Below are 14918 nucleotides of genomic sequence, written 5' to 3' on the forward strand. Positions count from 1 at the left end.
TCTCTTATGTCCCGTCCCCCGCGTCCACCTTCCCGCCGTCCCGGCATGAAGCCTCAGTCTTCTGCCCCGCGCCGTGTTGCCAAGGCACCACCGGCCGAGCCGAAACTGATCCTGTTCAACAAACCCTTCGATGTGCTGACGCAATTCAGCGACGGTGAAGGGCGGGCGACACTCAAGGATTACATCGATGTGCCGGGGATTTACCCGGCCGGACGTCTGGATCGCGACAGCGAAGGTTTGTTGCTGCTGACCAACGACGGCCAGTTGCAGGCGCGCATCGCCGATCCGAAACACAAACTGGCGAAGACCTATTGGGTGCAGGTGGAGGGCGAGCCGACGGCCGAGCAGTTGCAGCGCCTGCGTGATGGCGTCGAGCTGAATGACGGCATGACTCTGCCCGCCGAAGCGCGGCAACTGGCTGAGCCGCAATTGTGGCCGCGCAATCCGCCGGTACGCTTTCGCGCAACCATACCGACTTCATGGCTGGAACTGGTGATTCGCGAAGGGCGCAACCGTCAGGTGCGGCGCATGACGGCAGCGGTCGGATTGCCGACGTTGCGGCTGGTGCGAGTCAGGATTGGCGACTGGACGATTGAAGGGCTGGATCAGGGCCAGTGGCGGGAAGTGCCGGCGCGCTTATAAGGCGCCGGATTCGATCAGGCCGATCACCACACTCTTGATGATGAACGCGGCCACGCCCAGACCCAGCACGAAAAACAGAATGAACGAGCCGAACCGTCCGGCCTTGGACTTCTTCGCCAGATCCCAGACGATGAAACCCATGAAAACGATCAGGATGCTGACCAGACCGGTCATCATCCACTCTTCGAACAGTGCTGGATCCATTGGCGATCTCCGGCGCGGACAGGGCTGAAAGGGCGGCGGCGAGTATACGCCATGGTCGGATGGCGGGGCATTGATCTGCGTCGCCTGTGCCGGCCCCTTCGCGAGCAGGCTCGCTCCCACAGGTTGAAATGCATTCCCCTGTGGGAGCGAGCCTGCTCGCGAAAGCGATTTCAGCTACGCAAATGAGTCAGCGGCAGTTCGGTGCTGTTGAGCACCTGATTCAGCACAAAACTCGACCGCACGCTGGTGACCCCTTCAATCCGGGTCAGGTGCCCCAGCAGTAATTTCTGGTAGTGATCCATATCCGGCACCACCACTTTCAACTGGTAGTCGGCATCCACTCCGGTCACCAGACTGCACTCCAGCACTTGCGGCAATGTGCGGATTGCCGCTTCGAAATTCTCGAAGCGTTCCGGCGTGTGCCGGTCCATGCCGATCAGCACATACGCGGTCAGGCTCAAGCCGAGCATCTTGCGATCGAGCAGCGCCACCTGGCGCGAGATATAGCCATCGTCTTCCAGCTGCTTGACCCGGCGCGAGCAAGGCGAGGGCGACAGACCGATGCGTTCGGCCAGTTCCTGGTTGGAGATACGGGCGTCGCGCTGCAATTCCGCCAAAATACTCAGGTCATACCGGTCGAGTTTGCTCATCAATCTGTCCTAGGTCGTAACTATTGCGGCGGATTATCTATCCAGGGTTAAAAATTGCGCAAGCGGTGTTTAATTGAGCAATTTTCGCAATCCTCTGTCGCGGCTTCAGGCCTATTCTTATCACCAGAATCACTGCTCGGTAACACAGTCCACGCGGCCCGCCCAATCAGGCCCGCCGCGGCCGCCACCCCCACCGGGGATATGCCGGCCCCCGAGCTGCACACTGTCCAGAAGACGGCGTGAGGTGAGCCGACGTCAAAAGCGTCGAGCCAGGACGAAGTTCTCCAGAAGGGAGGCCGACGGGTCTCCCTTTTTTCTTGCCTGCGATTTCATGTAGGCGCCTCAATAAATATGTCCCGCGACTGATAACCTGTTGCAGAACCCGGTGGGGCTGTTTCGAGTCTCAGCAACAAGCCCTGCCAACGACAGGCTCCCGCAGTGAGGAAAAGCATGAATTCGCGCATCTGGCGTCTGGCCGGTGTTGGTTTGCTGTGTGTGGGTGTCAGTGCGCAAGCGCTGGCCGATGAGCCGCAGAATCGTGGGCCTGGCAACGGGCCGCAGAACGACGGGATTATCCGTGGCGACAACAGCCGTCAGTTCGAGCACAACGGCCAGCCGCACAACAATGACGAACAATGGCAGAACCGCAACCGTGCCGATGAGCGTCCGCAACCGCCTCGCCAGCCCGGTAATAACCTGCCGATCCAGCCGCGTCCCGACGCCGTGCACCAGACTCAGGAGCCGCGTCAGGGTTACTACCGCGACGAGCGCCCGCAGAACGGTTATCACAATCAGCAATGGCAGACGCGGCCGCGTCCCGATGACAATCGCTGGCCGGGACGGCCGAACGGTCATGGCAATGGCTGGGGCCCCGGCCCGCAATATCGCCCGGGGCATGTGATCGACCGCTTCCCGGATCGTGATTACCGCGTGCCTTATCGCGGTCAGGATTACTTCTATTCCGGCGGCTATTGGTATCGACCGCAAGGCCCGCGCTACATCGTCGTGCAGCCACCGCGCGGGATCCGCATCCAGTATTTGCCGGATTACGCCCGTGAAGTGTGGGTCGGTGGTTCGCTGCTGTTCCTCGCCGCCGGCTCGTATTACGCCTATCAGGAGGCGACGCAGGATTACGTGGTGGTCGAGCCGCCGGTACAGCAACAGCCGCAACCGCAATCCCAAGGCTATGACGTCGAAGCCTACCCGGCCAACGGCCAGTCGCCGCAGCAAGTGCAGCAGGACGGTTACCAGTGCTCTCAGTACGCCGTGCAGCAAAGCGGTTTCGACCCGCGTACCGCGACTTATCAACCCGCGCCCGAGGTGGTTCAGGCTTATCGCCAGGCGCAGGGCAACTGCCTGAGCAGTCGCGGTTATCAGGTCAGATAGGGGCAGCTGCAAGCTGCAAGCTACAAGCTACAAGCTACAAGCTACAAGCTTGAAGCTAGAGGCTTTTCGCTTGTGGCTGCTTTTACAGGATCGGCGTGGACCAGTACCTCGGCTCTGGGATAAGCCTTGTGTATTGCCGCCGCCGCTTGATCGCTGATGCCATGGGCGACTGACAGGGTCAGTTCGCCCGGCAATTCCAGGTGCAATTGCACGAACCAGTGGTTGCCGGAGATCCGCGTGCGCAGGTCATGCGCGCCGAGCACCCCCGGCACGCTGCAGGCCAGTTCGAGCATGTGCTGGCTGACATCGGTCGGCAGTTCCTCGTCCATCAGCACCGAAAAACTTTCCCGGGCAATCTGGATTGCGCTCCAGAAGATGTACGCGGCGATCCCCAGGCCGAACCACGCATCCAGTTGCGCAAAACCCATTCCCGCCAATACCAGCGCGATGAGGATGCTGCCGTTGAGCAGCAGGTCCGAACGGTAATGCAGGGAGTCGGCACGCACGGCGTTGGAGCCGGTCTGCTTGATCACCCGGTGCTGCAACATCAGCAGCGCCGCCGTCAGCAGCAGGGAAAACACGATCACGCCAATGCTCAGCCACGGCGCGCCAAGTGGTTCCGGCGTCTGCAAGCGTTGGTAGGCCTGAAACGCGATCAACACCGCGCTGCCACCGATGAACAACGCCTGGGCCATGCCCGCCAACGATTCGGCTTTGCCGTGGCCATAACGGTGATCGTCATCCGCCGGGCGCAAGGCGTAATGCACCGCCAGCAGATTGAGCATCGAGGTGACGCCATCCAGCGCCGAGTCTGTAAGGCCGGCGAGCATGCTCACCGATCCGCTGAGCCACCAGGCAATCGCTTTGGCGATGATCAGCGTGCACGCGACCGCCACCGAGGCGCGGGTCGCCAGCCGCAGCAGGCGGGCGTGTTCGGGGCTGGAGGTCATTGAACGTCCTTATTCAAGCGGCCGGTTGCAGGCCGAACATCGCCAGTTGCTGAGTGCTGCCCTTGTGCTGGATCAGGCGCGGATCATCCAGAGGAAAATCTCGGCCCAGCTCGCTCTCAAGAATCGCCTGCAACTTGTGATTGTCGACCTGTCCATCCGGGCCGATGGCTTGCTTGAGCTTGGCCGGATCGATCTGCGCGGTGTGGCCTGGTTCGAAATAGATCGCCCCGGTGGCGAAGTCGACGGCAAACGCGATCAGCCCGGGAATGATGTAGAACAGCAGGCCGACGGCATCGAGCACGGCAATCGCCGGGTCGATCTTGCCGTCGATCTGGCCACGGCGGTCCGGGTAGAAAATCGAACCGCACGCCGACAGTTGCGTGAGCAGAGTGGCAACCAGAACACCGCCGATCAGGCGAGAGGGTAAGCGCATGGAAATGTCTCCTGAGTCATCAAATAACGAAGCTTCGTCTTGTGAAGTTAAGACCCTGACGAACGCCCGGCAGTTCGCCGTTATACTCGGCCCTCTGTTTTGGAGCCAGCATGATTTCTTTGCCGATCGACGATGTTTTACCCGCCGTGCGTGAAGCCCTCGCGTCACGCCACGAAGCCGTGCTCGAAGCACCGCCCGGCGCCGGTAAAACCACCCGCGTGCCTTTGGCCTTGCTCAACGAAGCCTGGCTGGCCGGGCAGACCATCGTCATGCTCGAACCTCGGCGTCTGGCTGCGCGGGCGGCGGCGGAGCGTTTGGCCAGCGAGCTCGGCGAGCAGGTCGGTGAAACCGTCGGCTATCGCATCCGCCTCGACAGCAAGGTCGGCCCGAAGACGCGTATCGAAGTGGTCACCGAAGGTATCCTCACCCGGCGCTTGCAGGACGACCCGGCGCTGGAAGGCGTGGGTCTGCTGATCTTCGACGAATTTCATGAACGCAGTCTCGACGCCGATCTGGCGCTGGCCCTCAGTCTGAACGGTCGCGAGCTGTTTCGCGCTGAACAGCCGCTGAAGATTCTGCTGATGTCGGCGACCCTCGAAGGCGAGCGGTTGGCGGGGTTGCTCGATGACGCGCCGATCCTGCGCAGCGAAGGGCGCATGTATCCGGTGACGATGCGCTGGGGCCGGCCGTTCCAACCGGGGGAATACATCGATCAGCGGGTTACCCAAATCGTGCTCGAAGCGCTGCACGACGAGACTGGCAGCCTGCTGGTGTTCCTGCCGGGACAGGCGGAGATCCGTCGCGTGCATCAGCAATTGACCGACGCCATCGGTGAGCGCAAAGACGTTCTGCTGTGCCCGTTGCACGGCGAACTCGACCTCAATGCGCAACGCGCGGCGATCGATCCGGCGCCGCCCGGCCAACGCAAAGTGGTGCTGGCAACCAACATCGCCGAGACCAGCCTGACCATCAACGGCGTGCGCGTGGTCATCGATGCCGGGCTGGCGCGGGTGCCGCGTTTCGATCCGGGCAGCGGCATGACCCGCCTCGACACCCAACGCATCTCCAAGGCCAGCGCCACCCAGCGTGCCGGCCGCGCCGGGCGACTGGAGCCGGGCGTGTGCTATCGCCTGTGGTCGCAGGATCAGCACGAACAACTGGCAGCGTATGGCAGCGCAGAAATTCTCTCGGCGGATCTGGCCAGCCTCGCTTTGCAACTCGGGCGCTGGGGCGTGACGCCGGGCGAACTGGTCTGGCTCGACATACCGCCAGCCGCCGCGTATGCCCAAGCGCAGGATCTGCTGCAACGGCTCGGCGCCTTGCACGGCGACACGCTGACGGCCCACGGCCAGGCCATGGCCGAACTGCCGGCGCATCCGCGCATCGCGCATTTGCTGTTGCGCGGTCAGGCATTGGGGCTGGCGGCGATGGCTTGCGATGTGGCGGCTCTGCTCGGCGAGCGCGATATCCTGCGCGGCGCTGGCGCGGATCTGCACAGCCGATTGGTCCTGCTTTCCGGCGAAGAACGTGCCGGTCGTGGCGCGCAGGGCGGGGTGCAACGTGCCCGGCAATTGGCTCGGCAGTATCGCGGCTACTTGCGCGGCAAGCCGAGCGAACCGGTAAACGATCCCGAGCATCCGCGCTGGCTCGGCGCCCTGCTGGCGCTGGCCTACCCGGATCGCGTCGCCCAGCAACGGCGTGCCGGTGGCGCCGAATACCGGTTGGCCAACGGTCGCGCCGCGCTGTTCGCTGAGGCCGACAGCCTGATGAAGCATGAGTGGATCGTCATCGCCGACCTTGGCAGCCGTCAGGGCCAGCGCGAAGAACGCATCTATCTGGCGGCGGATTTCGATCCGGCGCTGTTCGATTCGGTGCTCGCCGAGCAAGTGCGCAGCGTCGATCAACTCGATTGGGATGAACGCGAAGGCGTGCTGCGTGCCGAGCGCCAGCGCAAGGTCGGCGAGCTGATTCTCAGCCGCGAACCGTTGACCGGTCTGGATGAAAACGCGCGCAGTCAGGCGCTGGTCAATCTGGTGCGGCGCAAGGGTCTGGAGTTGTTGCCGTGGACCCCGGAACTGCGCCAGTGGCAGGCGCGGGTGGCGCTGTTGCGTCAGCTCGATCTGAACACTCAGGACGACAGCCAATGGCCGGATGTCAGCGATGCGGCATTGTTGAATACCCTGGAAGACTGGCTGATGCCGTATCTGGGCAAGGTCTCGCGGCTGAGCCATTTCGCCAACCTCGACCTGTCGAGCATCGTGCGCAATCTGCTGCCGTGGCCGCTGCCGCAGAAGCTCGACGAACTGGCGCCGCATCATTTGAGCGTGCCGTCGGGTTCATCGATTCGTCTGGATTACAGCGAACATCCACCGATTCTCGCGGTGCGTTTGCAAGAGCTGTTTGGTCTGGCCGATACGCCACGGATCGCCGGCGGCCGGCAAGTGGTCAAGCTGCATCTGCTGTCGCCAGCGCGGCGGCCGGTGCAGGTCACGCAGGACCTGGCCAACTTCTGGCGCAGCACCTATGCCGAGGTGAAGAAGGATCTCAAGGGGCGTTATCCCAAGCATTATTGGCCGGACGATCCCTTGGTCGCCGAAGCCACGGCGCGGGCGAAACCACGCGGCACCTGACCCGCAATGGCTGCGCGCCATTAGCCCATCCGTGCTAATTGCCCTTGGTTGTTCCGGCTCGCAAAATCGCCGCCTGAACAATAACCAGCCTTGTTGCCTGGCAACTTGCGCCCAAGGAACGGAACTGCCCATGACCTCTTTCTTCAAGCTCAGGAAGTTGATCTTCTTGTCGGCTGCGCTATTGGCCGCCTCCAGTTCGGCCTTGGCCGAAGAGCCCAATCCGATTGGCGACTGGTGGATTATCTACGGCAACGGCGTGCCCCAGAAAAACATCATGTACGTTGCCGATGCGACGTCGGTGGTGCCTTCGCAGAAAACCAAAGGCGCGACCATGGTCGCGGTGACCCTGGTGTATGAAGAGCCCGGCAAACCGATGATCGACGTCTACAACCTCGAAGCCCAATGCTCTACAGGTAAGGTGCGTTTTATCAATGGCCAGTCCATCGAGCGTCTCGCCTACACCATGCGTCATCTTAAAGTTGCCAACCAATGGCAGACCCCGAAAGAGTTCTGGGTCCAGCAAGCGCTGAAGTTTGCGTGCGCGCCGGGCAGTCGCGCGAAAAACGACATGGCCGCCGTGGGCAAGATGGAATACCTGCAGATGATCGAAATGCTGCAGCAGATGTTTTTCAAGCTCGCGCCGATCCAGCAAAAGAGCCAGATGATGGACAACATCGACAGCCTGCTCGAACTCAAGAAATAAGCCGAGGCATCCAATGACTTACACACGTTTATGGCTGGCAACCCTGCTGGCAGGATTGCTCTTGAGCGGCTGTTCCACCATCGCGCAGAGCCGCTGGGAAGGCCGTGATATGCAGGAAGCACTGGACCTGTTCGGCACGCCCGACTCGATGGCAAAGGAAACCGGCCCGAACGGCGAACCCTTGGCCGTACTGACCTGGCACAAGTCCGCGAGCTGGACCTCTACCGAAGCAGCCGGCACTTCGATGACCCATACCGGCAATGGCATGGTCTACACCGAGCACTACCAACAGGTCGGCAATAGTTCTACCTGCAAGTTGCAGGCGAAGATCAATCAACAGAAGAAGATCGCCCAGTTCCTGATCGAAGACGGGCGAATACTGCACGGCAAGTGCGCTAACGTTCGCTATGTTCCGGGCTACGTTCCGCCCGGCTTATAAGGGCAGAGCGCTCAGGGTGCAGCGGGCAGGAGGAACCGCGCAATCACCGGCAAGTGATCGGAAATGCGCAAGGTATCGTCCTGCCGCACCTGCGCTTGCAGGCGTTTGAGCTTCGGGCTGTAGAACAGATAATCCACCGTGCGATCCGGGCCGTTGAGGCCGGGGTCGTTGGGGTAATGGGTCAGCCATTTGGCTCGATCGATACCGCCGGCCTCGTTGTTGGTCGGGATCATCGGGTACTTGTCCCACAGCAGATGCAGTTCGCTGTCGGCAGAGTAGGGCGTGCGGCGCTCGACCGGCAGGCGTCGATACTGGCCCAGCGGCAGCAGATTGAAATCGCCACCGATCAGCCACGGCAGGCCTTGGCTTTCATATTTGTCGAGGATTTTGGCCACGGCAGCCACTTGCGCCTGCACGTTGCCGTCCGCCTGGCTGGCGCGCTGCAAGTGGGTGTTGAACAGGGTCAGTTGTCCGCCATCGCTGAGCGGCAGTTTGACTGCGAGCAAAGCGTCTTTGGGCTGGAACTGGCGGCTGATGAAGTTGCTCGGGGCGACGGGCAGTTGCAGGCGTTCGGCGTGTTCGATGCGATAGCGGCTCAGCGTGGCCAACTGGCGGCCGACGCTGCCGTAGATGTGGGGCTCGGGGACGAAATCGGCTTTCCAGTCGAACGCGCTGGTGCTGCATGGATACAGATCGGCGACGCGTTCCTGCAACAGTTTGAGCTGGTTCTGGTAATCGCTGGCCTTGGCGCCGTCATCAAGCTCCTGCAACAGCACCACATCGGGTTGTTCGTCACGGATCACCCGCGCTACTTCGTCGAGGCTAAACGCCATGTCTTCAGCGGTCGGCGCTTCATCGTCGCCCTCGGCCTGATCATTCCAGAACACGTAGCGCTTGCCGGCGAGAAACTGCACGTTCCAGGTCATGACTTTCAGCGCTTGCCCGGGCACCAGTGTCGGCGCCGTGGTGCCGCAACTGACCGGCAGGGTTTCGCGGGCATCGGGGCGCCAGGTCAGGCTGAACAGCAGCACGCCGAACAGGACGACGGCGAGGACAACGAGCAACAGGGTGTAGCGCAGCAGACGGGTCATGGCTCGGCTTATAGCGTTACAGAAAGTGGCCCCGAGCATACCTGACGGCAGCGGCGAAGCCCAAGCACGGCGCGGTCAGACCGCTCCGTTACGTTTGTCAGGCAATTCGCTGATCAGCATGAACAGGCGGAACAGCACCACGCTGGTGAACAGTTGCAGGAAGCTGTGAGCGCTGTCGATCAGCCCGGCAATCAGCGGATTCTGCGGTTCGGGGTACACCGCCAGCGTCGCGCCCTTGAGCAGCCACAACGGTGTCATCACGCAGAGAATGCACAGCAGGATGCGCCAGAAGTGCCCACGGGTCAGGCGCAGACTTTCCTTCATCGCCTGCAACGGTCCGAGGCCGCGCAGCACCAGCAGGTATTCGGCGAAGGCGAGCATGACCATCAGCATCAGGCCGGGCAGGAAGTACAGCGACAGGCCGAGCAGAATCAGCAAGGTATTGAGCGCGGTCAGCACCGCGAAGCGCGGCCACAGGGTGGCGGCCATCGCCAGCAGGTCACGGTTGCGCGGCGACTCGCCACGGCTGCGCGCATCGAGAAACAGGATCAGCGCGGCGGTGTACAGCGGATACACCAGCAGGCCGACGATGATGCTGACGCCGGCGAAGGTGTCCGGCCCGGTGGCGTGATCGACTGCCTGCTGCAAGAAGGCTTCGACAATCACCAGCGGCAGGCACAACTGCACGATGCTGCCCAGATGGCGTTTGAAAAAATACAAAGAGTCGCGCAGTACTTCGAGGGCATTCATCAGTCGGTATCGCAGGTCGAAAACAGTGGCTCACTTTAACCGATGCAACGCGGGCCGACACAAACGTAAACATTCGGTAAAGGCCATTGAAACGTTTTGTCACTGTCTCCATTACAGGAGAGCACCGCGCTCAGAGTGGGCGCGGGCACGTTATTACCGGCAATCTACGAGGTCGCCATGAACAGCGAAGAGCAAACCCTGATCGATGGACTGTTTTCCCGGCTGCAACAGGCCGAAACGGAGGCAGCCCCGCGCGACGCCCAGGCTGAGGCGCGGATCAAGGAACACCTGACGCGCCAACCGGCGGCAGGCTATTTCATGACCCAGGCGATTCTGGTGCAAGAGGCCGCGCTGAAAAGCCTCGACGAGCAGAACAAGCAACTGACCCAGCAAGTCCAGCGCCTGCAGGCCGAACTGCAATCGGCCAAGGCCCAGAGCGGCGCGCCAGCGGCGAGCGGCGGCGGTGGCTTCCTGTCGAGTATCTTTGGCGGCGGCAATTCACGTCCGGCGCCGAGCCAGAGCGCAGCGCCATCGTCCACCGGCGGCTGGCGTGAACCGGCGCCGCAGCAGAGCTACCAGGCTCCGGCACCGCAACAGAACTTCGCCGCCGCGCCGCCCAACTATGCGCAGCAGGCAGCCCCGGCGGCGGGTAACAGCTTTCTCGGCGGCGCGCTGAAAACCGCTGCGGGCGTGGCCGGTGGTGTGATGTTGGCGCAGGGCATCAGCAGCCTGTTCCACCACAATCAGCAACCGGAAGAAATCGTCGAGGTCATCAAGGAAGAACCGACGCAGGTCGCCGACCAGAGCAACAACGGCTGGGGCGATGATCAGCGCGTGGCGGACAACGGCTTCTCTGGCAATGACCAGGGCGGTTTAAGCGACGCCGATTACAGCAGCGACAATTCGTCGTTCTTCGATGACGACGATTCCTTTGTCTGACATCGCTTTAGAAGACTGACATCGTCTTTGAAGGCTGACATAGCCTCTGAAGGCTGACATGTACACTATGGCGAGGGGATTTATCCCCGTTGGGCTGCGCAGCAGCCCCGCTTTTCCTGATTGGAGCGAGGACTGCTGCGCAGCCCATCGGGGATGAATCCCCTCGCCACACTCACCACTCGTCAGCAGCACCTTTGCGCCTGTGGCCGATTATTCGCGGAACCCTCCTTCGGGCTGGCATACTGAGCGCCTTTTTCGGGCCTGATCGCCCGACCCCGCTTCGTGCGCTTGCGCGCTCACAGGAACTCCGGTGAAAAAAATCGCAGTGTTCGCCGATGTGCAGAACCTCTACTACACCGTGCGTCAGGCCTATGGTTGCCACTTCAACTACGCCGCATTGTGGGCCGACATCAGCAAGAACGGGCAGATCGTCGAGGCTTACGCCTACGCGATCGACCGTGGCGACAGCAAGCAGCAGCAGTTTCAGCAGATCCTGCGCAACCTCGGTTTCACCGTGAAGCTCAAGCCCTACATCCAGCGCAGCGACGGCTCGGCCAAGGGCGACTGGGACGTGGGCATTACCCTGGACATCATGGACGCCGCCGACCATGTCGACGAAGTGGTGCTGGCCTCCGGTGACGGCGATTTCGACATGTTGCTCGAACGCATCATCAACAAGCACGGCGTGCAAGCAGTCGCCTACGGCGTGCCCGGCCTGACCGCCAACTCGCTGATCCGCGCCGCCAGCCGCTACGTGCCGATCGAAGGCGCGCTGTTGCTCAAGAGCTGAGCTGAACAATAGATTTGAACGGAGTACACCCCGGTTTGGAACGCATTGCAGTCATCGACTTTGAAACCACCGGCCTGTCGCCGAACAGCAGTTGCCGCGCCACGGAAATCGCCGTGGTCATGCTGGAAAACGGCCGCATCGTCGAGCGTTACCAGAGCCTGATGAACGCTGGGGTGCGCGTCCCCGCGTTCATCGAGCAACTGACCGGCATCAGCAACGCCATGCTGCGCACCGCGCCGCCGGCCGAGCGGGTGATGGAAGAGGTCAACGAATTCGTCGGTTGTACGCCGCTGTTGGCGCACAACGCCTCGTTCGACCAGAAGTTCTGGGATTTCGAACTGGGGCGGATCAAACGCACATGCCTGCAGAATTTTGCCTGTTCACTGCTGCTGGCGCGGCGCCTGATGCCGGCGGCGCCGAATCACAAGCTCGGCACGCTCACCACTTTCGCGCGGCTACCGCATACCGGTCAGGCTCACCGGGCCATGGCCGACGCCGAGATGGCGGCCAATCTGATGGCGCATCTGGCGCAAGAGTTGCGGGGCAAGCACGGGGTGCGCGAGTTGAATCACGACCTGTTGTGCAAGTTGCAGAAAGTCCCTGCGGCGAAAGTCGGCGAGCATTTGCAGCGTTATCGCTGATTCCAGGCACTCCGACTGATCGTTCCCACGCTCTGCGTGGGAATGAAGTCCAGGACGCTCGGCGTCCCTTTCAAAGCCGAACGCAGAGCGTCCGTTGAGGCATTCCCACGCGGAGCGTGGGAACGATCCAAGATGGATGTCTGCTGATACACCGCCTTCGCGAGCAAGCTCGCTCCCACAAGGACCTTGTCGGTCTCAGCTGCTTTCCTGCAAAAGTGTACCGGCGCGAAAAACAGGTTTTGTAACTTATTTTTGCGCGGCGGTCTTTCTAGAATGACCGGTCCACAGAAATCTGACTGTCGAGCTGCCCATGCCTGCCTTGCGCCGTTTTTCCCTGCCATTGATCGCTGCGTTTTTTGCGTTGTACGTGATTTGGGGATCGACCTATCTGGTGATCCGCATCGGTGTCGAATACTGGCCGCCGCTGTTGCTGGCCGGGGTGCGCTTCGTCATTGCCGGCAGCTTGATGTACGCCTGGCTGCGCTGGCGCGGGGCTCCGGCGCCGACCTGGGCGCAGTGGAAAGCGGCGGGGCTGGTCGGCATTCTGCTGCTCAGTTTTGGTAACGGCGCGGTCAGCGTGGCCGAGCACACTGGTGTGGCTTCCGGCGTTGCCGCGCTGGCGGTGGCGACAGTGCCACTGTTCACCTTGTTGTTCGGCTACTTCTGGGGCGCGCGCAATACGCGGCTGGAGTGGGCCGGTGTGGCGTTGGGGATTATTGGCATCGCCATGCTCAACATGGGGTCCAACCTGCAATCGAGCCCGCTCGGCGCGATGTTGCTGATCTTCGCGGCGGCGAGCTGGGCGTTCGGTTCGGTGTGGAGCAAATACCTGCCATTGCCGGCGGGGGCCATGGCCAGCGCGGTGGAAATGCTGGTTGGCGGCGTGGTCTTGCTGATCGGCAGTGCGCTGAGTGGCGAGCACCTGCAAGCCATGCCGCCGCTCGAGGGTTGGCTGGCGCTGGTCTATCTGATCTTCTTTGGCTCGATCATCGCCTTCAATTCCTACATGTATCTGCTCAAACACGTGCGCCCGGCGGCAGCGACCAGTTATGCCTACGTCAACCCGGCGGTGGCGGTGTTGCTCGGTGTGGTGTTTGTCGGCGAGACCATCGACATCGAAGAAGCGCTGGCGATGCTGGTGATCATCAGCGCCGTGCTGCTGATCAGCCTGCCGCAGTGGCGTCGACCGGCGCAGCCACCCGTGGAAGAGGCGAAAGCCGTTCCGACGGAAGCGCGTACGAATTAGGGTAAACTGCGCGGCATTGCATCCCCGCGTCATTTTTTCCTACGGTACTCCCATGACTTTCGCCTCCCTTGGCCTGATCGAACCCTTGCTGCGCTCCCTCGAGACGCTCGGCTACCAGACCCCGACGCCGGTGCAGGCGCAAGCCATTCCGGCGGTGCTGGCCGGTCGCGACCTGATGGCAGCGGCCCAGACCGGCACCGGTAAAACTGCCGGTTTCGCCTTGCCGCTGTTGCAGTTGCTGGCCATGGAAGGGCCGAAAGTCACCGCCAACTCGGCGCGTGCGCTGATTCTGGTGCCGACCCGCGAACTGGCCGAGCAGGTCCACGAAGCCGTGCGCCAGTACGCGGAAAACCTGCCGCTGCGTACTTACGCCGTGTATGGCGGCGTCAGCATCAACCCGCAGATGATGAAGCTGCGCGGCGGCGTCGATGTGCTGGTCGCCACACCCGGTCGCTTGATCGACCTGTTCCGCCAGAACGCGCTGAAACTCAATCAGCTGCAAACGCTGGTGCTGGATGAAGCCGATCGTATGCTCGACCTGGGCTTCTCCGAAGAACTGGCGAACATTTACCGCATGCTGCCAAAAAAGCGCCAGACGCTGCTGTTTTCCGCGACCTTCTCCGATGACATCCGCCTGCTTGCCGGGCAGATGCTCAATGATCCGCTGAGCGTCGAAGTCAGCCCGCGCAACGTCGCTGCCAACACGGTCAAGCAGTGGATCGTCACCGTCGACAAGAAGCGCAAGGCTGAACTGTTCGTGCACCTGATGCGCAAGAACAAGTGGAAGCAGGTGCTGGTGTTCGCCAAGACCCGCAACGGCGTCGATGCGCTGGTGGAAAAACTTCAGGGCCTCGGTGTGAATGCTGACGGTATCCATGGCGACAAACCGCAGGCTACGCGCCAGCGCGCGCTGGACCGGTTCAAGCTCAGCGAAGTGCAGATTCTCGTGGCGACCGACGTCGCCGCCCGTGGTCTGGACATCGAAGACCTGCCGCTGGTGGTCAACTTCGATCTGCCGATCGTCGCCGAGGATTACATTCATCGCATCGGCCGCACTGGTCGCGCGGGTGCCACCGGTGAGGCGATTTCGCTGGTGTGTGCCGATGAAGTGAACATGCTCTCGGCCATCGAAATGCTGACTCGGCAGACGTTGAAGCGCCAGAACGAGCCGGATTTCGAACCCGAGCACCGCGTCCCGGACACCGACGCCAGCGGTCAGGTGATCAAGAAGCCGAAAAAACCGAAGAAGCCGAAAGCATCGGGCGGTGGCGGTGGTAAACGCAATCTGGGCAAGTGGGTCGACAGCGGTGAGACCTCGGCACCGGAGCCATCGATCAAACCGGTGCGCAAGGTGCCGGTGTTTAACACTGGACCGCGTAAGCGTAAGCCGTGATTTGATGAGGCGGTTGTAGGGACGTCTTCGC

The 14918-nt window shown here is 61.9% G+C and carries 16 protein-coding genes; 10 read left to right on the top strand and 6 right to left on the bottom strand.

The genetic code is table 11. The annotated features are described in order from the left end of the window. Window positions 1-45: 45 nt before the first annotated feature. Window positions 46-642 (top strand): pseudouridine synthase, encoded by a 597-nt coding sequence (locus AB4N47_RS00325; RefSeq protein WP_177180910.1) that lies wholly within the window; start codon window positions 46-48, stop codon window positions 640-642. Here the strand turns inward: AB4N47_RS00325 and AB4N47_RS00330 are convergent. Continuing rightward, window positions 637-846 carry a DUF2788 domain-containing protein gene (locus AB4N47_RS00330; protein WP_341639246.1) on the bottom strand — a complete coding sequence of 70 codons (210 nt, stop codon included), beginning with the start codon at window positions 844-846 and terminating at the stop codon, window positions 637-639. The genes AB4N47_RS00325 and AB4N47_RS00330 overlap by 6 nt on opposite strands. Window positions 847-1016: 170 nt before the next feature. Then, a complete protein-coding gene (locus tag AB4N47_RS00335) occupies window positions 1017-1496 on the bottom strand; it encodes an Lrp/AsnC family transcriptional regulator (protein ID WP_007909658.1) in 480 nt (159 codons plus the stop codon). 450 nt (window positions 1497-1946) lie between these two features. On the opposite strand from AB4N47_RS00335, the gene AB4N47_RS00340 reads away from it, so the two are divergent. Then, window positions 1947-2882, top strand: coding sequence for a DUF6515 family protein (locus tag AB4N47_RS00340; protein WP_341639245.1), 936 nt, complete (start codon window positions 1947-1949; stop codon window positions 2880-2882). Window positions 2883-2923: 41 nt separating this feature from the next. Here the strand turns inward: AB4N47_RS00340 and AB4N47_RS00345 are convergent, their stop codons facing one another. Together AB4N47_RS00345 and AB4N47_RS00350 are read right to left on the bottom strand one after the other, a co-directional pair. Next, a complete protein-coding gene (locus AB4N47_RS00345; protein WP_341639244.1) occupies window positions 2924-3832 on the bottom strand; it encodes a cation diffusion facilitator family transporter in 909 nt (302 codons plus the stop codon). 13 nt (window positions 3833-3845) lie between these two features. Beyond that, window positions 3846-4265 (bottom strand): hypothetical protein, encoded by a 420-nt coding sequence (locus tag AB4N47_RS00350; protein WP_016773056.1) that lies wholly within the window; start codon window positions 4263-4265, stop codon window positions 3846-3848. A 110-nt stretch (window positions 4266-4375) separates the two neighbouring features. On the opposite strand from AB4N47_RS00350, the gene hrpB reads away from it, so the two are divergent. The 3 genes from hrpB to AB4N47_RS00365 all read left to right on the top strand — a co-directional run bounded on the left by hrpB (window position 4376) and on the right by AB4N47_RS00365 (window position 8037). Then, window positions 4376-6895, top strand: coding sequence for an ATP-dependent helicase HrpB (gene hrpB, locus AB4N47_RS00355; protein ID WP_341639243.1), 2520 nt, complete (start codon window positions 4376-4378; stop codon window positions 6893-6895). Between the two features lie 130 nt (window positions 6896-7025). Next, window positions 7026-7598 carry a hypothetical protein gene (locus AB4N47_RS00360; RefSeq protein WP_130911847.1) on the top strand — a complete coding sequence of 191 codons (573 nt, stop codon included), beginning with the start codon at window positions 7026-7028 and terminating at the stop codon, window positions 7596-7598. Between the two features lie 13 nt (window positions 7599-7611). Continuing rightward, entirely contained in the window at window positions 7612-8037 is a 426-nt protein-coding gene (locus tag AB4N47_RS00365) for a hypothetical protein (protein ID WP_217865156.1), read from the top strand. A gap of 11 nt (window positions 8038-8048) precedes the next feature. Here AB4N47_RS00365 and AB4N47_RS00370 read toward each other — a convergent pair whose 3' ends face one another. Next, window positions 8049-9128: an endonuclease/exonuclease/phosphatase family protein gene (locus AB4N47_RS00370; RefSeq protein ID WP_341639242.1), complete on the bottom strand. Its 1080-nt coding sequence runs from the start codon at window positions 9126-9128 to the stop codon at window positions 8049-8051. 75 nt (window positions 9129-9203) lie between these two features. After that, window positions 9204-9878 (bottom strand): YciC family protein, encoded by a 675-nt coding sequence (locus AB4N47_RS00375; RefSeq protein ID WP_016773061.1) that lies wholly within the window; start codon window positions 9876-9878, stop codon window positions 9204-9206. A gap of 177 nt (window positions 9879-10055) precedes the next feature. Between AB4N47_RS00375 and AB4N47_RS00380 the strand changes: the two genes are divergently transcribed. The 5 genes from AB4N47_RS00380 to AB4N47_RS00400 all read left to right on the top strand — a co-directional run bounded on the left by AB4N47_RS00380 (window position 10056) and on the right by AB4N47_RS00400 (window position 14887). Then, window positions 10056-10817 carry a DUF2076 domain-containing protein gene (locus AB4N47_RS00380; protein WP_130911843.1) on the top strand — a complete coding sequence of 254 codons (762 nt, stop codon included), beginning with the start codon at window positions 10056-10058 and terminating at the stop codon, window positions 10815-10817. A 310-nt stretch (window positions 10818-11127) separates the two neighbouring features. Then, window positions 11128-11607 carry a LabA-like NYN domain-containing protein gene (locus tag AB4N47_RS00385; RefSeq protein WP_056790604.1) on the top strand — a complete coding sequence of 160 codons (480 nt, stop codon included), beginning with the start codon at window positions 11128-11130 and terminating at the stop codon, window positions 11605-11607. A gap of 35 nt (window positions 11608-11642) precedes the next feature. Beyond that, window positions 11643-12248: a 3'-5' exonuclease gene (locus AB4N47_RS00390; protein WP_460154384.1), complete on the top strand. Its 606-nt coding sequence runs from the start codon at window positions 11643-11645 to the stop codon at window positions 12246-12248. Window positions 12249-12558: 310 nt separating this feature from the next. Beyond that, window positions 12559-13494, top strand: coding sequence for a drug/metabolite exporter YedA (yedA, locus tag AB4N47_RS00395; protein WP_341639241.1), 936 nt, complete (start codon window positions 12559-12561; stop codon window positions 13492-13494). 52 nt (window positions 13495-13546) lie between these two features. Continuing rightward, window positions 13547-14887 (top strand): DEAD/DEAH box helicase, encoded by a 1341-nt coding sequence (locus AB4N47_RS00400; protein WP_039761769.1) that lies wholly within the window; start codon window positions 13547-13549, stop codon window positions 14885-14887. The last annotated feature ends 31 nt before the right edge of the window (window positions 14888-14918 follow it).

This window comes from Pseudomonas sp. S3_G06, from assembly GCF_054667565.1.